Annotated in this window: 19 protein-coding genes and 1 riboswitch; of the genes, 4 read left to right on the top strand and 15 right to left on the bottom strand. The window is 65.9% G+C overall.

Features of this window, described 5'->3' with window-relative positions:
• Window positions 1–51 precede the first annotated feature (51 nt).
• Both OS914_RS06870 and OS914_RS06865 read right to left on the bottom strand, forming a co-directional pair.
• A complete protein-coding gene (locus OS914_RS06870) occupies window positions 52–1,053 on the bottom strand; it encodes a GNAT family N-acetyltransferase (RefSeq protein ID WP_267545315.1) in 1,002 nt (333 codons plus the stop codon).
• A 7-nt stretch (window positions 1,054–1,060) separates the two neighbouring features.
• Entirely contained in the window at window positions 1,061–2,446 is a 1,386-nt protein-coding gene (locus tag OS914_RS06865; protein WP_267545314.1) for a glycine--tRNA ligase, read from the bottom strand.
• Window positions 2,447–2,739: 293 nt separating this feature from the next.
• On the opposite strand from OS914_RS06865, the gene OS914_RS06860 reads away from it, so the two are divergent.
• Complete coding sequence (locus tag OS914_RS06860) at window positions 2,740–2,967, top strand: RNA-binding S4 domain-containing protein (RefSeq protein ID WP_267545313.1); 228 nt, start codon at window positions 2,740–2,742, stop codon at window positions 2,965–2,967.
• 38 nt (window positions 2,968–3,005) lie between these two features.
• On the opposite strand, the gene OS914_RS06855 is transcribed toward OS914_RS06860, so the two are convergent.
• The 3 genes from OS914_RS06855 to OS914_RS06845 all read right to left on the bottom strand — a co-directional run bounded on the left by OS914_RS06855 (window position 3,006) and on the right by OS914_RS06845 (window position 4,942).
• The gene (locus OS914_RS06855) at window positions 3,006–3,671 is read right to left on the bottom strand and encodes an alpha/beta hydrolase (protein WP_267545312.1); all 666 of its coding nucleotides are present in this window, start codon (window positions 3,669–3,671) and stop codon (window positions 3,006–3,008) included.
• Window positions 3,668–4,114 carry an ASCH domain-containing protein gene (locus OS914_RS06850; RefSeq protein WP_267545311.1) on the bottom strand — a complete coding sequence of 149 codons (447 nt, stop codon included), beginning with the start codon at window positions 4,112–4,114 and terminating at the stop codon, window positions 3,668–3,670. The genes OS914_RS06855 and OS914_RS06850 overlap by 4 nt, the downstream gene beginning before the upstream one ends.
• A gap of 63 nt (window positions 4,115–4,177) precedes the next feature.
• On the bottom strand, window positions 4,178–4,942 hold the full coding sequence (locus OS914_RS06845) for a GNAT family N-acetyltransferase (RefSeq protein WP_267545310.1): 765 nt from the start codon (window positions 4,940–4,942) through the stop codon (window positions 4,178–4,180).
• A gap of 208 nt (window positions 4,943–5,150) precedes the next feature.
• Here OS914_RS06845 and OS914_RS06840 point away from each other — a divergent pair, with 208 nt between their 5' ends.
• On the top strand, window positions 5,151–5,990 hold the full coding sequence (locus OS914_RS06840; protein ID WP_267545309.1) for an SGNH/GDSL hydrolase family protein: 840 nt from the start codon (window positions 5,151–5,153) through the stop codon (window positions 5,988–5,990).
• On the opposite strand, the gene metX is transcribed toward OS914_RS06840, so the two are convergent.
• Both metX and OS914_RS06830 read right to left on the bottom strand, forming a co-directional pair.
• Window positions 5,906–7,159, bottom strand: a complete 1,254-nt coding sequence (metX, locus tag OS914_RS06835) for a homoserine O-acetyltransferase MetX (RefSeq protein WP_420713890.1) — start codon at window positions 7,157–7,159, stop codon at window positions 5,906–5,908. The genes OS914_RS06840 and metX overlap by 85 nt on opposite strands.
• Window positions 7,160–7,185: 26 nt before the next feature.
• On the bottom strand, window positions 7,186–8,502 hold the full coding sequence (locus tag OS914_RS06830; RefSeq protein WP_267545308.1) for a bifunctional o-acetylhomoserine/o-acetylserine sulfhydrylase: 1,317 nt from the start codon (window positions 8,500–8,502) through the stop codon (window positions 7,186–7,188).
• A gap of 84 nt (window positions 8,503–8,586) precedes the next feature.
• Window positions 8,587–8,700: riboswitch (SAM riboswitch) on the bottom strand.
• Window positions 8,701–8,865: 165 nt separating this feature from the next.
• Here OS914_RS06830 and OS914_RS06825 point away from each other — a divergent pair.
• On the top strand, window positions 8,866–9,504 hold the full coding sequence (locus tag OS914_RS06825; protein WP_267545462.1) for a VOC family protein: 639 nt from the start codon (window positions 8,866–8,868) through the stop codon (window positions 9,502–9,504).
• 100 nt (window positions 9,505–9,604) lie between these two features.
• On the opposite strand, the gene OS914_RS06820 is transcribed toward OS914_RS06825, so the two are convergent.
• The 7 genes from OS914_RS06820 to hutI form a co-directional block, all read right to left on the bottom strand.
• Window positions 9,605–10,351: a CPBP family intramembrane glutamic endopeptidase gene (locus tag OS914_RS06820; protein ID WP_267545307.1), complete on the bottom strand. Its 747-nt coding sequence runs from the start codon at window positions 10,349–10,351 to the stop codon at window positions 9,605–9,607.
• A 47-nt stretch (window positions 10,352–10,398) separates the two neighbouring features.
• A complete protein-coding gene (locus OS914_RS06815; RefSeq protein WP_267545306.1) occupies window positions 10,399–11,190 on the bottom strand; it encodes a DeoR/GlpR family DNA-binding transcription regulator in 792 nt (263 codons plus the stop codon).
• A complete protein-coding gene (locus tag OS914_RS06810; protein ID WP_267545305.1) occupies window positions 11,187–12,065 on the bottom strand; it encodes a class II fructose-bisphosphate aldolase in 879 nt (292 codons plus the stop codon). Before OS914_RS06810 ends, OS914_RS06815 begins: the two co-directional genes overlap by 4 nt.
• Window positions 12,056–13,006, bottom strand: a complete 951-nt coding sequence (locus OS914_RS06805) for a 1-phosphofructokinase family hexose kinase (RefSeq protein WP_267545461.1) — start codon at window positions 13,004–13,006, stop codon at window positions 12,056–12,058. Before OS914_RS06805 ends, OS914_RS06810 begins: the two co-directional genes overlap by 10 nt.
• A gap of 110 nt (window positions 13,007–13,116) precedes the next feature.
• Window positions 13,117–14,157: an ROK family protein gene (locus tag OS914_RS06800; RefSeq protein ID WP_267545304.1), complete on the bottom strand. Its 1,041-nt coding sequence runs from the start codon at window positions 14,155–14,157 to the stop codon at window positions 13,117–13,119.
• A gap of 35 nt (window positions 14,158–14,192) precedes the next feature.
• Window positions 14,193–15,086 (bottom strand): SIS domain-containing protein, encoded by an 894-nt coding sequence (locus OS914_RS06795; RefSeq protein WP_267545460.1) that lies wholly within the window; start codon window positions 15,084–15,086, stop codon window positions 14,193–14,195.
• Between the two features lie 235 nt (window positions 15,087–15,321).
• Window positions 15,322–16,554: an imidazolonepropionase gene (gene hutI / locus OS914_RS06790; RefSeq protein ID WP_267545303.1), complete on the bottom strand. Its 1,233-nt coding sequence runs from the start codon at window positions 16,552–16,554 to the stop codon at window positions 15,322–15,324.
• A gap of 167 nt (window positions 16,555–16,721) precedes the next feature.
• Here hutI and OS914_RS06785 point away from each other — a divergent pair, with 167 nt between their 5' ends.
• Window positions 16,722–17,438 (top strand): LysE family translocator, encoded by a 717-nt coding sequence (locus OS914_RS06785; RefSeq protein ID WP_267545302.1) that lies wholly within the window; start codon window positions 16,722–16,724, stop codon window positions 17,436–17,438.
• A 167-nt stretch (window positions 17,439–17,605) separates the two neighbouring features.
• On the opposite strand, the gene OS914_RS06780 is transcribed toward OS914_RS06785, so the two are convergent.
• Window positions 17,606–18,682 (bottom strand): NAD(P)/FAD-dependent oxidoreductase, encoded by a 1,077-nt coding sequence (locus OS914_RS06780; protein WP_267545301.1) that lies wholly within the window; start codon window positions 18,680–18,682, stop codon window positions 17,606–17,608.
• Window positions 18,683–18,760: the final 78 nt, after the last annotated feature.

Below are 18,760 nucleotides of genomic sequence, written 5' to 3'. Positions count from 1 at the left end.
CGGAGGCTGCGGAAGGGGCAGAGGTACCCACTCAGCGATATGGGGCGGAGTTTAGTCGCCGACGACGAGGGTCTCGGCTCCCAGGACCTGCGCCGCTGAGCTGGCAAGCATCGGTTCGACGACGGCGGACAGGGCCGCCATGGAATCGTCCAGTTCCAGCACTACCGGGTACTGGTGGGCAATCAGGGCCAGCAGGTCCCGGACGGCTGCAACTGCCTCTCCGGCGGGCAGTGCCGGCTCATGTCCGAGGAAAACATCCGTGGGCTCATCCGTCGCACCCTGGCTGTAGCTCACGGCGAAGGCCTGGAGACTGCCTTTCTTGCTCGGTGCCACCGTCGCACCAAACGCGCTTTCCGGCGTCTGACGCAACACGACGGCCCCGTGCGCACCGGACAGATCATCGAGGAAGAGCCGCTGTACCGTCCCCGGCGGGAGTACACCGGTGGCGTCCCACTGATGGACATCCGCGTAGTAACGGCCCACTACGTCCGTCAACTCCACCGATCCGGTGGCCAGATCCTGGACCCGGGCGGTGGCCGCCGCCTCGCTGCCGTCCCCGAAGACCGGAAGGCGCAATGCCCCCGGCTGCACGCGGACAATTCGGCTGCGCTGGAGCTGCCGCAATCCGGCGGCCTGGGCAAAGGCAGCTCCGGGCGTTCCCGGTTCCACCTTGGTCCGCAGCGCACGCACGCCGGACGGCGCGCGCTCCGCTTCGCGGCGCAGCATGGTCAGCAAGGTGGCCCCGACGCCGGCACGGCGATGGTCTCTTGCGACTTCCAGGTAGGCCCAAAGGCGCTCCGGATGCAGCCGGGTCTCGTAGACCACCCCGGCCGCGACGGGAATACCCTGATCCTCTGCCACGATGCAGCGCCGCCAGCTGCCATCCGTAACGGTGCTGCCGCCGTCGTCAGTGCCGCCGCCGTTCCTTCCAACCGAATTCGGCGCGAACGCGGCACGGAACTGACCGCTTTGGTAGGTCTCCGGATCGCCCCAGAGCTCATTGAGCGCCAGGTCATCCCCCTCGCGCCAGGCGCGGTAGGTCAATTCGCTCATCGGGGTCCTAGGCGCCGAGCAGACGGGCGGCCAGGTAGGCCTCCACCTTGTCCAAAGAGACGCGCTCCTGGCTCATGGTGTCCCGCTCGCGGATGGTGACTGCCTGGTCCTCGAGGGTGTCGAAGTCCACCGTGATGCAGAACGGTGTGCCGATCTCATCCTGTCGGCGGTAGCGGCGGCCGATGGCTCCGGCATCGTCGAAGTCAATGTTCCAGTGCTTGCGCAGAGCGGTGGCCAGGTCGCGGGCCTTCGGTGACAGATCCTCATTGCGGCTCAACGGCAGGACGGCTGCCTTGACCGGCGCGATCCGCGGATCCAGGCGCAGCACGGTGCGCTTGTCCACGCCGCCCTTGGCGTTCGGGGCCTCATCTTCGGTGTAGGCGTCCACCAAAAAGGCCATCATCGAACGGGTCAGCCCGAAGGAAGGTTCGATCACGTACGGAGTAAAACGCTCACCGCTGGCCTGGTTGAAGTAACTTAGCTCGGTGCCTGAGGCAGCGGAGTGGTTGTTTAGATCAAAGTCGGTGCGGTTGGCAATGCCCATCAGCTCGCCCCATTCGGAGCCTTGGAAGCCGAAGCGGTACTCCACGTCGATGGTGCCGGCGGAGTAGTGCGCGCGGTCTTCTTCCGGGACATCAAATTTGCGGAGGTTTTCCGGCTTGATGCCCAGATCCACGAACCACTCCCAGCACGCGTCCACCCAGTGCTTGAACCATTCGTCCGCGTCCGCCGGCGGGGTGAAGAACTCGATTTCCATCTGCTCGAATTCCCGGGTGCGGAAGATGAAGTTGCCGGGGGTGATCTCGTTGCGGAAGGCCTTGCCGATCTGGCCGATGCCGAACGGCGGCTTCTTGCGGGAGGTGGTGAGCACGTTGTTAAAGTTCACGAAAATGCCCTGCGCGGTTTCCGGGCGCATGTAATGCATGCCCGCCTCGTTATCCACCGGGCCCAGAAAGGTCTTCATCAGCCCGGAGAACATCTGCGGCTCGGTCCATTTGCCGTCCTGGCCGGTGTCCGGATCCTTCACGTCCGCGAGCCCGTTCTCCGGCGGGTGGCCATGCTTGGCGGTGTACGCCTCGATTAGGTGATCCGCCCGGTAGCGCTTATGCGTGTGCAGGGACTCCACTAACGGATCCGTAAAGGTGGCCACGTGCCCAGACGCTTCCCAGACCTGCGTCGGAAGAATGATGGAGGAATCCAAGCCGACCATGTCCGCGCGTCCCCGGACAAAGGTTTGCCACCACTGGCGCTTGATGTTCTCTTTCAGCTCCACGCCCAAGGGGCCGTAGTCCCAGGCGGAGCGGGAACCACCGTAAATCTCACCGGCCTGAAACACAAATCCGCGGCGCTTGGCCAGGGAAATGATCGGGTCAAGTGAGGATTTATTAGCCATGGCGGCGGTGTCCCTTTCTAGGAGCGATGCGGGGCCGCTGGGTGCGGTCCGCCTGAACCGAGGATGTGCCCTGCGGTTGAAGTGCGGCCGGTACCAACGGTGATTTCCTTCGGTACCGGGATGCGGCGGACGATGCGCCGGAGAAGTTTAAAGCCTAGCTTACCGATGGCCGGCACAATGATCCGCGCGTCAGCAATCGGGCATGGTGGTGTGCACGACGGCGGAGCTGCGTGCACGACGGCGACGCGCGCCCGGGTGCGCAACGCCAGCCGCGGTCGGGGATCATGGTTTATATGAGCAACCATAATACGAATGAAATTTCCATCCGCGACGACATGATCCGACTGGGGCAGCTACTGAAACTGGCGTCCCTTGTGGAGGACGGAGTGGAGGCGGCGGAACTGATCAAGAACGGGCTGGTGCAGGTCAATGGCGAAATCGAAGAACGCAGGGGACGCCAACTTCACGCCGGAGACACCGTGACAGTCAACGGCGAAACCGTTCGGATAGCGGCACCCTGACCGGCCGGTGACTGCGCAGATCATCCGTTGAGCAGGCCTTACCTCTGGAGCACAGTCAGGGACAGGAACTCCTTGACGTGCGCCATTTCCTGGGCGTTGATGCCGTGCCAGATTCCGGTGTAGAGGATCTTCGTCAGCTTCGAATGCGTGCGAAGCCACGTTGCGGTGTAGTCCACGGCCTCGGCCGGAATCACCGGATCCGCCTGGTCACGGCCCCAGAAAACCGGAAGTCGGGCGGCGGCGAGTTCGGCGTCGTGGAAGAATCCCTCCCCCTGGGTTCCGGCGTCAACAACAAAGCCGGACAGGCCGACGACGGCGGCAAAGTCGTGCGGCCGGTGTCGGGCGAGGGAGGTGGCCATGCACATGCCCTGCGAGAATCCGAGCAGCGTGACACTGCTGTGCTGGCCTCGGACGGTGTCCAGCCAAGCCGTCACAGCCTCCGTCGCCGACGTCACGTTCTCCACCGCATAAGACACATCAGCACGCAACGGGAACCAGCAATAGCCTGGCCCGGCACGCTCCGGTCCGCGCAGCGACGCGACGGTAAACTCCTCCGGCAGTGTCGGTGCCAAGCTGAAGAGGTCCGCCTCGTCGGCGCCATAGCCGTGCAGCATCAGCAGCAGCGGCGTTCCCTGCCGGTCCGGTTCGGCTTTGGACCACGTCACGATGGGGGCAGAGCCGGGGTCATTCGTCGCGTCTGTCATCTCTCCACGATACCTATCAGCCGGAACCGCTCGAGCACCACCTGGGTCTGATCGTCAACAGTAAAATCCGGACACTCAAGAGCGGCCCGCATCTGGGTGCTGTGCCAGTACGCCTCGTGGTCCGCCCGCCACTGGGCAAGCGATGTGTAGCCCTCCCCCTCGTCCACAGCATGCTGCAGATCCACGTGGCCCAAGGCGCAGACGTCGACGGCGGTCACCTCCAGCACCGCTGCCGGTCGCGAGTGAGAATCGATGACAGCTGACCGCTCCCCGACACGGGGAAGTGCCTCGCCGCAGACCGCATAGTCGATGACCAGGCCGGTGGTGCTGGTCTTGCTGCCGTCCAGGATGGCGGCGACAAGTTGGTCCCGGAGTGGTCCTGGAAACCCGAACTCCGCGGGAGGCAGGGCCGCGACCTCCGCGGGCGAATAGTGGAGGGTCATGACTGCCCGCCTGGCCGCTCCATCATCCGGGCAGCCATCCCGGCAAGTCATCCCGGCAAGTCATCAGCGGGGGCCTCCCGGGTGCATGAACGGCGTTGTTGTCGCCAGTTCCACGAAGCCCAGCCGCTCGAGAATCGGCCGGCTCTGCGCCGACGCGTCCACCTGGACGTAGCGGAATCCGCGGTCCGCAGCCAGTGCGGCGCGGTAGCCCACCAACGCCCGAAACACGCCCTTACCGCGCCACCCGGGCAGGGTGCCGCCGCCCCAGATGCCTGCAAAGTCGGTACCGGCCTGAAACTCCACTCGTCCGGCAGCGACCGGGATTCCACCGGCCATGGCAACCACGCCGGCCACAGTTTCGGTAGCCTCTGCGAGTCCGGACAGCAGAAGCCGCCCGATTGCACGATGGTCCCCGCCGAAGACCTGGTCATGGACCGCGACGACGGCCGCGGCGCCTTGGGCGTCCACCACGGGGTGTAGTTCCACCCCTGCCGGCAGCCGGGGATTAAGCTCCAAATCAGACATTTCGGCGACCAGCAAGGTCTCCGCGGGCTCGGCGGTCAGTCCGGCGGCCAGAAGCCGCTGCGGCAGATCCGCCGGCAGGTCATAGGAATAGTGTTTCCACTCCCAGGGGCGGCCCACTCCTGCAAAGCGCTCAATCTGCGCCGCGATGGCGGCGTCGGCGGTGGTTTGCGCCAGGTCGCTGAAGGTTACGCCTGCCCAGTCAGCGCCAATGTGCCTGACGACAGACCCGTCGCTTTCGGACGAGTGCCCGGCACGTCGGCGTATTTGCTCAGTGAAGGCTGCGAGTACGGCGTCCCTATTCATGCTGATTCTCCATTCGCAGAAGTCAACCAGAACCCCGCCACGATGGGAAACCAGAGCCGGCCGCCCAGCGCTTGCCTGCCGCCGTCGTACCTTCCCTCACCCGCCGTCCACTTAGCCCATCCACCCGGCCCGCCCACTCCCAGTGACTCGCGTGACGCCGGTCGAAAGGGGCAGGATGGGAGGTAACTCCCGATCGAAAGCGGCGCCCATGACTGAGCAGGCCACCCCCATCGTCTCCGAACAGCTGCCCGGGAGGCTGCACCCCTGGCTCCGCTACGTTGCCATCGGTGACTCCTTCACCGAAGGCATCGGAGATCCTGAGCCCGCCAGCCCTGGAGGCCACCGCGGCTGGGCAGACAGGTTGGCTGAAGAGCTCAGCCGCGGGCACGAGGATTTCGCCTATGCGAATCTTGCCATCCGGGGTCGATTGCTGCAGCAGATCCTCAATGAGCAGCTGGAACCGGCCCTGGGCCTCAAGCCGGGACTGATGTCGATCTCCGCCGGCGGCAATGACCTGATCCGGCCGGGCTCGGACCCGGACGCGCTGGCCGAGTCCCTGGACGGTGCGGTGGAACGAATGACGGCGGCGGGAGCGACCGTCCTGCTGTTCAATGGCCCCGATATCCGGGACACCCCGGTGCTGGGCCTGGTCCGCGGGAGAGTCGCCATCTACAACGAAAACCTGCGCACCATCGCGGCACGCCACGACGCCATTATTGCGGATATGTGGTCGCTGCGGCAGCTGAAGGATCCGCAGATGTGGGCCGAGGACAGGCTGCATTTCTCGCCGTTGGGGCACCACACCATCGCGTTGATGGCGCTGGAGTCGCTGAACGTACCGCATACCCTTCAGGCCCAGTTCCCCAAGCCGCTCGCGGTGCGGAACTGGCGCACCGCCCGGTCGGAGGACCTGGTCTGGGCACGCGAATTCTTTGTCCCCTGGGTGCTCCGACGGGTACGCCATCAGTCCTCCGGCGACGGCGTCAGTGCGAAGCGGCCGACGGCGGGTCCGATCTTTGGCCCCGGGATGCCGCCAGGAGCCGGGTAGCTGATGCGCTCAGCGAAGAAGGTTCCGCGCAGCAGTGCCCCGACGGCGTCGGTCTCGGTGAGGAAACCGTCGTGCCCGATCCCGGACTCGATGGTGTGCACGGCGACGTCTCCGGGCAGCGCCGCGGCCAGCTCCTGAGACTGGGCCGGGAAATACAACCTGTCGCTCGCTACCGCTGCCACCAAAAATTCCACGTCAGCAGCGGCCGTCAACGCCTCCGGCAGCGGACCCCGGCCGCGGCCGACGTCGTGGCTCATCAAGGCTTCGGTGATCACCAGATAGCTGTTGGCATCGAAGCGCCCGGCGAGTTTTTGCGCCTGATGGTCCAGGTAGCTTTCCACCTGGTACCGCTCCCCCGCGGACGAACCGGCGATGTTGCGGATTCGTCCCTGGCTCACCGGTCTCTCCCCCGGTTGCGCCCTTCGCCCGAAACGTGCTGACATTTCCGGCTCGGACCGGTAAGTGATGTGGGCAATCCGGCGTGCCAGGCCGAGCCCGGCAACTGGCGCAGCGCCGTCGTAATAATCGCCGCCGGCAAAGTCCGGGTCCAACCGGATTGCGAGCACCTGGGCCTGCGCGAAGGCGATCTGCTCCGCTGTGCTGGCGGCACAGGCGGCGACGACGGCGCAACGGCGGACCCTGGCGGGCAGCGTTGCGGCCCACTCCAGCGCCCGGGCTCCGCCCATCGAGCCGCCCAGGACCGCGTACCAGGACACGATCCCCAACTGATCCGCAAGCAGCGCCTCCGCCCGGACGGAATCACGAAGGGTGACAAAGGGGAATCGAGACCCCCAGGGGCGCCCGTCCGGGGCGATGCTGGACGGGCCGGTGCTGCCGTAGCAGCCGCCAAGCATGTTCGCGCAGACCACGAAGTACCGGTCCGTATCGATTGCCCGGCCCGGACCCACCAGCCCTTCCCACCAGCCGTCGTCGGCAGAACCGCCGCGCGAAACATGGGTACTGCCGGTGAGTGCGTGCGCGATCAGGACCGCGTTGGAGGCATCGGCGTTCAACGTCCCCCAGGTTTCATAGGCGAGCGTGACATCGGGGAGGCGCCCGCCCGCCTCCAGATCGAGCTCACCGATCCGCGCGTACTGGATCTCGCCGTCGGTCTCCACCCCGCCGTCGGCCGGTGTGCGCGGCGCACGGGTTGTGACCGGGGCGCCGATCGGCAACCCAGGCACAGCGCGGGCGCTCACGCCGTTTTCGCCGCCCGGAAGCCGGCCTGAAGGTCCGCGAGAATATCGGTGATGTTTTCCAGCCCGACGGACAGCCGTACCAGGCCGGGCTCCACGCCCGCCGCGCGCTGCTGCTCCGGCGTGAGCTGGGCATGCGTTGTTGACGCCGGATGGATCACCAGCGAGCGGACGTCTCCTAGATTCGCCACGTGGGAATGCAGTTCCAGCCCGTCGACAAAGCGCTTCCCGGCTTCCAGACCGCCCTTGATGTTGAAGGCGATGACGGCGCCGGTGCCCTTGGGCCCGTACTTGCGGCCGCGTTCAAACCACGGGCTCGACGGCAGACCGGCATAGGCGACGGATTCCACGTTTTCGTTGGCCTCCAGCCAGGTGGCCACCTTAACGGCGTTTTCCACGTGACGCTCCACCCGCAGGCTCAGCGTTTCCAGGCCCTGGGCAATCAGGAAGGCGTTGAACGGCGTGACGGCGGATCCCAGGTCGCGGAGCAACTGCACCCGGGCCTTGAGGATGTAGGAGAGGTTCGCCCCCAGCGCTCCGTCCGCTCCCAGGTCGCGCCCGTAGACCAGTCCGTTGTAGCTGGGATCCGGGGTATTGAAGCCCGGGAAACGCTCCGGTTCCGCCGTGTAGTCGAACGTGCCGCCGTCGACAATCACGCCGGCAATAGCGGTACCGTGGCCACCCAGGTACTTCGTGGCCGAATGAATGACGACGTCGGCGCCCCACTCCAGCGGCCGGATCAGGTACGGCGTGGAAAGGGTGTTGTCGACGATCAGCGGCACACCGGCCTCGTGCGCGGCGGCACTGATGCCTTCGATGTCCAGCACGTCCTGGCGCGGATTGGACACGACCTCGCCGAAGAAGAGCTTGGTGTTCGGCTGGACGGCGTCGCGCCACTGCTGGGTATTGTCCGGATCCGCGACGAACGTGACCTGGATGCCGAACTTTTTCAGCGTGTGCGCAAAGAGATTGAACGTGCCGCCGTAAAGGTTGGGACTGGAGACGATATGGTCCCCCGCCTGGGCAATGTTCAGCACCGCGAAGGTGGACGCGGCCTGGCCGGAGGAGAGCAGGAGCGCAGCAATTCCGCCCTCCAGACTGGCGATGCGCTGCTCCACGGCATCCTGCGTAGGGTTGCCGATGCGGGTGTAGATCGGGGAGAGTTCGGTCAGCGCGAACCGATTGGCCGCACTTTCCGTGCTGGGAAAGACGAAGGACGTGGTCTGGTAGATCGGCAGTGCGCGGGCGCCGGTGGTGGCATCGGGTTCCTGGCCTACGTGGATCTGGCGGGTTTCAAATGACCATGCATTGCTCATGGGTGGCTCCTCATAACCGGGTCACCAAAACTCATCCGGGGCAGACAGGGAAGTACCCGCTCTGCTGAGCCAAGATGGTTTTGTGACCTGCGCTTGCACTTAACCGTGTGGTTAAGGCCTGGTCTTCACCCGGGGCACCCCACCGCAGCGGAGGGTTGCCGGCCAGCGAGCCGGGGCTTGTCGCTGGCACTCATGACCTCAGACCAGTGTGCTGCTGCCATGCCGATGGTGGCAATAACATGACTGAATATGACGTTTCTACTGCTGCTGACGATCGGCCGCCCGAAACCCGGGATGGAGATCCCACCTTGGTAAGTGGAACCTAACTCGAGACGCTCCTCACAAAGTGCCAAGATGAACGGCATGCGCATGGATCATGTTTCTTACGCCTGTGAATCAGATGGTTTGGCCGCCACCGCCGCCCGCATCTCGGATGCCCTGGGAATCGAACGCGTTCGGGGTGGAGTCCATCCCCGGTTCGGCACCCGCAACATCATTTTTCCGCTCACGGACCACCATTATTTGGAGGTCGTGGAGGCCCTGGAGCACCCGGCGTCGGACAAGGCTCCCTTCGGTCAGGCGGTGCGTGCCCGCTCGGCAGCAGGCGGTGGTTGGATGGGCTGGTGTGTCGCCGTGGACGATCTCTCCCCCTTCGAAGAACGCCTTGGCCGAAGCGCCGTTCCCGGCAATCGGAAGTTCCCGGACGGGCAGGAACTCATCTGGCAGCAGATCGGCATCAAGGGACTCATCGCCGATCCCCAGGTTCCCTACATGCTCAAGTGGGAAGGCGACCCGGCCCTGCACCCGTCGCTGGCCACCCCGACCAACGTCAGACTGACGAAGCTGACCATTGCCGGCAGCGCCGAACGGGTCACCGAGTGGCTCGGCGAGCCAGTGGAGAAGCCACTGGATGACGTAGCCGTGGAATGGATCGCGCCGCGCGGCACGCCGGGCATCATGAGTGTCACGTTCGAGACGGCAAATGGGCTTGTCACCATTTAGCCGCATATCCGGGCAGACCGGTGTTCAGCTAACTTAGTCCCCCCGACGGTCCGGCCAGATAGGCCGACTAAGAAGGGCGCGCCGCGGGAGGATGCAAACCTCAGCCGAACCCGAGCGCCGGGCCGCCTACGAAGGCTGCGACATCCAGCAGCGCGTGCGCAACCACCAGCGGCGTGAGCCGGCCAAAGCGCCGGTAGATCCAGCAAAATATCAGCCCCATCAGGAAATTGCCCACGAACGGGCCGAACCCCTGATACAGGTGGTAGCTGCCGCGCAGCAGCGAGCTGGTTAATACAGCTGCCACTGCTGGCCAGCCGAACCGGCCGAAGCGCTCCAGCAGGTATCCGACGACGATGACCTCTTCCACGATGGCATGCCTCAGGGCCGACAACACAAGGACCGGCACCGTCCACCAGTACGTATTGAGGGCGCTGGGGATTATCTCCGTGGTGATGCCCAGCGCCCGACCGACGGCATAGAGCCCCAGGGACGGGATGCCGATGACAGCGGCCAGGCCCAGACCCCAAAGGAAATCCCGGCCGGGGCGCCGGAGCGTGAAACCGAGCTGTTGGAAGGCGGATTGTCCGGGTTGCCAGAGCAGGTACAGCACCAGGGCCACCGGAACCAGCGCGAAGATAATCCCCAGCAGCTGGTAGGTCAGGTCAAAGTACTCCCGAGTGCTTTGTGCCGCATTCAGGGTCGATGTGCCCTGGGCCAGCGGTGCGCGGGTCAGCTTGTCCAGCAGCTGGACGACGGCGTACACGGCTGACTGGCCCAAGGAAAGCCCCAGCACAATCCACACCTCGATGCGCAGCCGCACGCGTGTAGTTCCAGTTGACGAGTTCATACGCCCATCTTGCCCGTATTTGCTGACCGTTCTCATCCACTGCCAATTCAGGCGCCTGGAGCGACGATCACGTCAATCTTGTTGCGTTGGAACGCCGCCAGCTCATCGGCTGTGATTCCCGAATCCGTAATGAGCTTGTGGAAGTGATAGCCCTCCATGGTGGCAAAGGCGCGCTTGCCGATCTTGGACGAATCCGCCAGCATGTAGGCCTCGGACGCGCGCCGCGCCATCAGTGAGTTGACCGTCGCCTCGCCCTCATCGTCAACGGTGGGACCGACCTCCGGATCAATCCCGTTGACACCGATGAACGCAAAATCGAGCGCGACCTTTTGCAAAATGATGTCCGTGTAGGGGCCCACCAATTCATAAGAGCGCGGATTGACGATTCCCCCGGTGACCATGATCTTGAAGTTCGGTCGGACCACCAGTTGCGCGGCAATGTTGATCGCGTTGGTCACCACGGTCAACGTTGGCCTGACGGAATGCTCCATCAGGTCAGCCCTGGTGGAGAGGACCTGCGCCAGCGCCGTGCTGGTGGTTCCCCCACAGAGCCCAATCACTGCACCTTTATGCACCAGGGCGCTGGCGGCGAGGGCGATCTGCTGCTTTTGCCCGCCATTGTCGTCGCGGTTGTAGCGCCCGGGCAGGTCGTAGGCGACGGAACCCTGGACGGCCCCGCCGCGGGTGCGGGTGAGCAGCCGCTCGTTGGCCAGCGAATCCAGGTCCCGTCGTGCGGTGGCCGGCGAAACACCGAGACGGTGGACAATGTCGTCCACCTCGACCTGCCCGGAACCGGCCAATAAATCCAGGATGGCGTTTAGCCGCTCGGTCCGGTTCATTTGCCGGCCTGCCCTGATGTCAGCACAGGCCCGGATTCGGGCACGTCCGCAAACAAACGTAACAGCCGCGCCACCTCCGGAATTAGCGCATCGCGCCCGGCGCGCAGGTACTTCCGCGAGTCGACGACGGCGGGATTGGCTGCGAGATACCCCCGCACGGCTCGGGTAAAGAACCCGTTTAGGTGCGTTGAGACGTTGATCTTAGTCATCCCGGCGGCGATCGCTGCCACGATCGCACCGTCGGGAACCCCGGAGGAGCCATGCAATACCAGCGGTACCTGCAGAGCCGCCTTGAGTCCGGCAATCCGGTCCAGATCCAGCGCGGCGCTGCGCTCCGTCATGGCATGCGAAGAGCCGACGGCGACGGCGAGCGCATCCACGCCGGTGGCGGCCACGAACGCCGCAGCCTCGTCCTTGTCGGTCAGCACGCCGGGCGCATGCGCTCCATCCTTGCCGCCCACCTTCCCCAACTCGGCCTCGACGTACACACCGCGGGCCTGTGCGTAGTCGGTAACCCGCCTCGTCACCGCCACGTTTTCCGCATAGTCAAAGCCGGCGCCGTCGTACATAATTGAGCCGAAGCCCAGCTCAACCGCCTGATAGGCCAGCTGCTCGTCCTCCGCGTGATCCAGGTGCACCGCAACCGGAACGGACGCTGCGCGGGCGGCGGCGAGGGTGGCCAGCGCGAGCGGCTCAAGGCCGCCGTGGTACTTGGCGCAGTTTTCGGAGATCTGCAGAATCAGCGGCAGCCCGGCCCGCTCGGCCCCCGCGACCAGGCCCTCGACGGTCTCCAAATGGATAACGTTGAACGCACCCTGCCCCGTCCCCGCGGCCGCTGCCGCATCCATTAATGTCCGTGTAGGGGTCAGTCCCATGGTGTCCTTGCGTTGTTGGTGGTGTGTGCGCTGACGATCAGCCGGGCGGCTAAGTCCTGATACTGCGGCGAAATTTCGCCGGCCGCTGGCATCAGCACCGCGGCCGCGCTCCAGGCGGTGGCGCGCCGCAGGATTTCTTCGGTATCGGTGTTGCCGGAGGCCAGCGCGACGGCGGCGGCACTGACCGCCGCGTCCCCGGCCCCGGTCGGGTTTCCCTGCAGCGCTTCCGGCAGGCGTGCGCGCAGGTACCGGTCCGGGCTCCGTGCGTCAAAGGCCAGCATACCGTCGGCGCCGGCGCTGACCAGAACCATCCGTGCACCCATTCCCACCAGCTTCCGCGCAGCGCTGACCAGGTCGCTCTCACCGAGGGCCTGAACGAGTTCCTCATTATTGGGTTTGAGCAGGTCCGCGCCGGCCCTCGCGGCCGCCAGCAGACCGGGCCCGGACGTGTCAATCACCGCCGGTACACCCGCCTGCTGAGCCAAGGCCACCAGGGTCGGGTAGAAATCCGCCGGCGCCTTAGCCGGCAGACTCCCCGAACCAACCAGTACGCCCGCGGTCCCGAGGCAATCGATGACGGCGGCAGCGAGCCGCTGCCAGTCTCCGGCGGCGAGCGCGGGGCCGGCTTCGTTGAAGATACTAGTATTCCCCGCAACGGTGTCCACCAGGGCGATGGTCCGCCGCGTTGCGGAGGCGACCGGAATCAGCCGGTGCGGGACACCGCTGCGGCCCAGTTCCCAGGCAAACTCGGCTCCGGTGCTGCCCCCGGTCGTGGCGATGGCCAGCGTCTGGAAGCCCAGCTGGTGCGCGACCCGGGAGACGTTGATCCCCTTCCCTCCGGCGCGCAGGAGCGGAGCAGTTACGCGGTGTGAACCGCCCGGATGCACGCCGGCCACCGTGTAGGTCAGGTCCACCGCGGGATTCGCCGTGACGGTGACTATGACCCCCGTTGGCCCGGCAGCTGCTGCGCCTGACCCGACAGTACCGGCCGCCGTCGCGGCCGCCGTCGTGCCTGCCGCCGCGGCGCGTACAGCACGTCCTATTGAGTCGCTCACAGCGCCGCCTGCCGTTGCGCCAGCAGGTCGCGCGCCTTTAGGGCCGAGCCGATCAAACCGGAATTCTGTCCGAGTTCCGCCGCCACCAGGTGCGGGCGGCGATGGAATGTCAGCAGGGATTCCACCCGCTCGGCCAGCGGCACCAACAGAGCCTCTCCGGCTTCGGCCAGCCCACCGCCGAGCACCACGGTTTCGGTCCCCAGGATGGACACGCATTGGGCGATGCTAAAGGCCAGCGCTGCCACCGCATCGGCCCAGATCCGGGCCGCCAGCACGTCCCCGGCTCCGGCGCGCTCCAGCACGTCGCGGGCACCGTTGACTGGCGTTCCACTAAATTGTTCGTACCGGCGGGAAATGCCGCCGGCCGATCCGGTGGCTTCGAGGATCTGCAGGGAACCGTCAGCCGCGGGAACCATGGCGTGGCCCAGTTCCCCTGCAAAGCCACCACCGGCCACGCGCCGCCCGTCGCTGAAGACGGCACCGGCGATCCCGGTACCGATCACTAGCACGACGACGTCGGACTGGCCGCGGGCGGCGCCGATCCGGAACTCCGCTTCGCCCGCCATCCCGACGTCGTGTCCGAACGCCACCGGCAGGCCCAGCCGGGACTCAAGCCGCTCCACGAAGGGGTAGTTGCGCCAGCCCAGGTTCGCCGAGAGCAGTCCCACTCCTGCCGCCTCGTCCACCAGCCCCGGGACGGTAACGCCCACAGCGGCCGGTGCAATATCGGGGTGGCTTCGCCGGTAGCGCTCCGTGAGCTCCACGATCCGTTGCACTATCGCATCGCCGCAGCCGGCTGTGTAGCCCGGCACGGCGCCGTCGTGCAGTTGCCGACTCGCCGCTGGCCCGGTGCCCGCCGCTGGCTCCGGACACCTCGGCGTGGGGAACCGCTGCAGATCCCGGACCACCGCGTCGCCCGGATCAATCGGTCCGGCCAGGATTCCGGTCTTCATGTCCGTACCTCCGACGTCAAAGGCCAGGACCGCCGGAAGATCCCCGGCCTGAGTTGACCGGGGGTTCATCGGGTCAGTTGGCATTCGGTCAGTTGGCATCGGGTTACTCGTCCCTGCCCTTACTGCGCAGCGTCCAGAATCACCGAGCGCGAAAGATTGCGGGGGGCGTCCGGATCCAAGCCGCGGGCGCGGGCACGCTCCAAGGTCACACGGTGCACGCGGGCCAGATCAGCCAGCGGATGCATCCCGGAGTTGACCAGCAACGCGCCGGTCTTGGCGACGTCGTCGGCCAGTCCCGCCGGCAGCTCGCCGAACATCCATGTCACACGGTTCGGCGCGGCAATTGCGATCGGTCCGTGCCGGTATTCCATCGCCGGATAGCTCTCGGTCCAGCCCTGCACGGCCTCACGCATTTTCAGTCCCGCCTCGTGGGCCAGCCCGACAGTCCAACCGCGGCCCAGAAAAGTGAATTGCTCGGCGTCGATCAGCTCCTGCTGCACCGGCGCGGTGAGCGCGGTTTTCGCATCCTCCACCGCCGGGCTCAGGTCCATGCCGACGCTGGTGAGCAGATAAGTCAGCGCCGTTGTCGCGAAACGCGTCTGGACTACGGATTTCTCATCGGCATAAGGAAGCTCGACGACGGCGTCCGCCAGCGTCATGATCGGCGAGTTCAAATCCCCCACCAGGGCTACGGTCCGCACCTTTCCTTTGAGCCGGCGCAAGATCTCCAGCACCTCGGATGTCGTGCCGGAGCGAGTGATGGCAACGACGGCGTCATACTGCCTGTCCGCACCCAGAAATGCCTCCGAGGCGGCGAATGGGTCCGTGACTCCCTTGCCGGCAGCTTCACGCGCCGCTGCATAGCTCTGCGCCATGAACCAGGAGGTACCGCAGCCGATCACGGCGACGCGCTCGCCGTCGGCGGGCAGTAGCTTCCCTTCCTTCCCGTTCGCAAGCGCCTGTGCAATGGCACGGGTCCACATCTGGGGCTGACTGCTCAGTTCTTCGTCCATATGCGCGCCGCCGTGGGTATTTGTCGGCCCGGCGACAGCGGTGCCGGCATGTGCGGGGCCTTCATTTGCGCGGGCGGTGGAAGCAGTGTCGGTCATCTGGGAAGATCTCCTTGCGTCTCATGTACAGGCAAGCTGGGATTCTGACCACAGTCTAACACTCAAATGATTACTAATGATCGCTTTCTGCTATATTCAGTCACGTTCAATCCCTGGTAGCCCCAGCGGCGCCGGTCTTTCAGACAGAATGGCCCTGCCGGACGCCGGCGCGCCAGACGGCTGCGGTCAGCGGAATCCCCGGACGGTAGGCAAGGTGCGTCGCCGCGGGGGCGTTCAGCAGGTGCAGATCCGCCCGATGCCCGACGGCAATCGAACCCACTGCCCGCGCGCCGTCGACGTCCATCCCGCCTTCGCGGCCAAGTGCGAGCGCCCCGCCATACGTGGCGGCCCGCACGGCTTCGTGCACACTGAGTCCCATTTGCAGCACCGCTGTCGTTACGCAAAAAGCCATCGAGCTAGTGTACGAGGTTCCGGGGTTGCAGTTGGACGCCAGCGCCAGCTGGACGCCGGCATCCAGCAGCTGCCGCGCCGGGGCCAGCGGCTGACGCGTGGACAGGTCACACGCGGGCAGCGCCGTGGCCACCGTACCGCGGACACCGCCACCGGTCACCGGATCCCAACCGGACCAACTGCCGGCAAGGGCGGCGACGTCGTCGTCGTCCAGGTAATTCACGTGGTCCACACTGGCGGCGCCGAATTCGACGGCCAGCCGCACACCGGCACCGGTGCCGAGCTGGTTGCCATGCACGCGCAGCCCCAGCCCGGCGTCCCGGCAGGCAGTGAGCACCCGGCGGGACTGCTCCTCGGTAAAAGCGCCGCGCTCACAGAAAACATCCGCCCAGCGCACGAACGGGCGGACGGCGTCGAGCATGGCCCCGCACACCAGGTCCGTGTAGTCGTCCGGATCCGCACCCGTCGGCACCAAATGGGCGCCCAAGTACGTCACCTCATCCACCACGGTGGACGCAATCCGGGCGCTGCGGGCCTCGTTCTCCACATCCAGCCCGTACCCCGTTTTAGTCTCCATATAGGTGGTGCCCTGGGAAACGGCCTCCGCCACCCGCCCCATCGCCAGTCGGGTCAGGTCGAAGTCGCTGGTGTTGCGAGTCGCCCCCATGGTGACGGCGATGCCCCCGGCGCTGTAGCTCTGCCCGGCCATCCGCGCCTCGAATTCCGCGGTCCGGTCGCCGGCAAATATCAGGTGTGTATGCGAGTCCACCCAGCCGGGCAACAGCGCGCGGCCGCCCGCGTCAAAGGACTCGTCGGCCGCGGGGACGGATGCGGCCGGTCCCAGCCAGCTGATCCGTTCCCCTTCGATCACGACGGCGGCGTCCCTCAGTACCGCAGCCCCCGCTCCATTGCGCAGGTCCTGGCTCATCAGCTCGCCGATATTCGTAATCACAAGGCTCATAAGTCCACCCTACGGCGGGCATGCGGGCCGGCCATGATAGCCCGGCGCCCCCGCGTCTGGGATCCCGGACGTTCCGAAGCGCGCGCCGGACGCAACATTCGCGATGGCGCAGGCAACGTTGCGTTTTGGCATTGGCACCGCAGGGAATCGGCGAGGAAGATAGGACCATGACTTTCGCCTCCCTGCTGGCCTTCGCCGGCCTCTGTCTGCTGCTGTCCCTGACACCGGGGCCGGATACATTTTTGGTGCTGCGGACCGCCCTGCGCCGCGTCGGTGCGGGGCTGGCAACCGCGGCAGGCTGTTCCATTGGCGGGATCCTGTGGGCGCTGCTGGTCGGGGTTGGATTGGCAGCACTACTGGAACAATCAGCCGAAGTTTTCCGCTGGCTGAAGATCGCTGGCGGGGTGTACCTGCTGTATCTCGGCGTTTCCGCTTTTCTGCGCGGCCGGCGTGAACGCGTCCGGATAGCTGCCAGGACCGCAGAGGCCGCAAATTCTGCGCCGCTGCCGGGACAGTTGTCCGGGCAAGCCGCACGGCAGGCCGCTGGACAGGCGCGGGCGGGGCAGCCCAGATGGAAAGGGAATCTGGCCGGTTTTGGTGCGGGCGCTCTCTCCACCTTATTAAACCCCAAGGTCGGCTTGTTTTACCTTGCCCTGGTTCCTCAATTCATTCCACACGGCGGAGACACTTTGCTGACCGCGCTGGTGCTCGGCGGCGTGGAGGCCCTGATCGGAGGCGCCTATCTGTCCCTGGTGGCCTTCGCCGCAGCCAAAGCCATGGGACTGCTGCGCAAACCCAAGGTCGAGCTGTGGCTGGACCGAGCAAGTAACACCATCATCGGCGGGCTCGGCCTCGGTATCCTGGTCTCCAGCGCCGCCAACTGAATCGGAAGGTGCGCCGGGGCGGAGCCTTTGCGTCCTAAACGGCACCATCGAGGGCACCCCGTCCCGGCAGTAGCCATCATGACCCCCGTCCTCCGCGCCGGGGACGATTGCTGAACTTTCAGGCTCACCGTCTGCTGCCTATCCGCCGCTTACGGTACGTGCGCCGCCTACCGTCGGTCCGGTGCCAGCGCCCGGGCCTCTGCACAGAGCGGACTTTCCGGGGCGAGGATCATCGCCGCGGCAAGCTCCGCCATGGCCGCGGAGGTCTGGATGCCGTAGCCGCCCTGTCCGGCCAGCCAGAAGAATCCGGGCGCCTCGGGGTCGAAGCCGACGACCGGCAGGCCGTCAGCCGCCGAGGTGCGCAGCCCGGTCCAGCTCCGCTGCACGGAGGTGATCCCCAGTGACGAAACGGTACTGATCCGCTCGATGACGCGGCGGATATCCGCTTCCACCGGCCGGGCGTCCTCGGCCACGCTCGGGACGGATTCACACGGCGAAATCAGCAGACCGCTGCCCTGCGGCCGGTAGTAAAAACTATCGTCTGCGCCGGCAATCATCGGAGCCTGCGGATCGACGGGATGTTCCGTCATGACGGTGGCCGCGGTGCGTCGGTGCGGACGCAGACCTTGAATTCCGACGCCGGCAATCACCGCGAGCGGATCGGCCCATGCTCCGGCGGCATTGACCAGAATGGGTGCCTCAACAGCATCGTCCCCCGCTCCAACCAGCCACCCCGCGCTGGTCCGCTGCACTGTGTGAACCGGGGCACCGGTAATGATCAAGGCTCCGGCAGCGACCGCACCCGACCGGTAATGGTCCAGCAGTGGGGGGACATCGACTTCCAGTGCGGAATCATCCAGACTGGCGGCTTCGAAGGAATCCGGCCGCAAGTCGGGGCAGCGGGTGAGCGCCTCCGCATGGCTCAGCGGTCTCAGCCGGCCGTTGGCGGCGGTTCCAGCGGCCACATCCGCTACCGTGCCGACGAAGATCAGCGGCCGCGGCAGCAAAATCGAATGCCCCCGCTCCGCGGAAATAGAGCGGACCATCACGATGCTCCTGGCTGTCAGCTCCTGAATCGGAGCGGGCCCGTAGCTGGGCTGCATCTGACGCGCCGAGCGGGACGAAGTGTGGTACGCAAGCGTTCCCTCCGCCTCAACCAGCACGACGGCGGCACTCGGCGCCAGCTGCCAGGCCAGAGACAGACCCGCGATCCCACCGCCCACGATCAGCACGTCAGTATTCACTGTGCAACCCTATTCACTGTGCAACCCTTCGAAAGTCATCTGCGTTCCTGCACCCGTCAACGCTTTCCCGCATACGGT

The sequence above is a fragment of the Arthrobacter endolithicus genome (assembly GCF_026627425.1).
Taxonomy (GTDB): domain Bacteria; phylum Actinomycetota; class Actinomycetes; order Actinomycetales; family Micrococcaceae; genus Arthrobacter_M.
This window is presented reverse-complemented; position numbering and strand designations above follow the sequence as displayed.

Bases quoted from the DNA above. Each gene is read 5' to 3' on its own strand.
- OS914_RS06870 (WP_267545315.1), bottom strand. From the start codon at position 1,053: ATGAGCGAATTGACCTACCGCGCCTGGCGCGAGGGGGATGACCTGGCG.
- OS914_RS06865 (WP_267545314.1), bottom strand. From the start codon at position 2,446: ATGGCTAATAAATCCTCACTTGACCCGATCATTTCCCTGGCCAAGCGC.
- OS914_RS06860 (WP_267545313.1), top strand. From the start codon at position 2,740: ATGAGCAACCATAATACGAATGAAATTTCCATCCGCGACGACATGATC.
- OS914_RS06855 (WP_267545312.1), bottom strand. From the start codon at position 3,671: ATGACAGACGCGACGAATGACCCCGGCTCTGCCCCCATCGTGACGTGG.
- OS914_RS06850 (WP_267545311.1), bottom strand. From the start codon at position 4,114: ATGACCCTCCACTATTCGCCCGCGGAGGTCGCGGCCCTGCCTCCCGCG.
- OS914_RS06845 (WP_267545310.1), bottom strand. From the start codon at position 4,942: ATGAATAGGGACGCCGTACTCGCAGCCTTCACTGAGCAAATACGCCGA.
- OS914_RS06840 (WP_267545309.1), top strand. From the start codon at position 5,151: ATGACTGAGCAGGCCACCCCCATCGTCTCCGAACAGCTGCCCGGGAGG.
- OS914_RS06830 (WP_267545308.1), bottom strand. From the start codon at position 8,502: ATGAGCAATGCATGGTCATTTGAAACCCGCCAGATCCACGTAGGCCAG.
- OS914_RS06825 (WP_267545462.1), top strand. From the start codon at position 8,866: ATGCGCATGGATCATGTTTCTTACGCCTGTGAATCAGATGGTTTGGCC.
- OS914_RS06820 (WP_267545307.1), bottom strand. From the start codon at position 10,351: ATGAACTCGTCAACTGGAACTACACGCGTGCGGCTGCGCATCGAGGTG.
- OS914_RS06815 (WP_267545306.1), bottom strand. From the start codon at position 11,190: ATGAACCGGACCGAGCGGCTAAACGCCATCCTGGATTTATTGGCCGGT.
- OS914_RS06810 (WP_267545305.1), bottom strand. From the start codon at position 12,065: ATGGGACTGACCCCTACACGGACATTAATGGATGCGGCAGCGGCCGCG.
- OS914_RS06800 (WP_267545304.1), bottom strand. From the start codon at position 14,157: ATGCCAACTGACCCGATGAACCCCCGGTCAACTCAGGCCGGGGATCTT.
- OS914_RS06795 (WP_267545460.1), bottom strand. From the start codon at position 15,086: ATGGACGAAGAACTGAGCAGTCAGCCCCAGATGTGGACCCGTGCCATT.
- hutI (WP_267545303.1), bottom strand. From the start codon at position 16,554: ATGAGCCTTGTGATTACGAATATCGGCGAGCTGATGAGCCAGGACCTG.
- OS914_RS06785 (WP_267545302.1), top strand. From the start codon at position 16,722: ATGACTTTCGCCTCCCTGCTGGCCTTCGCCGGCCTCTGTCTGCTGCTG.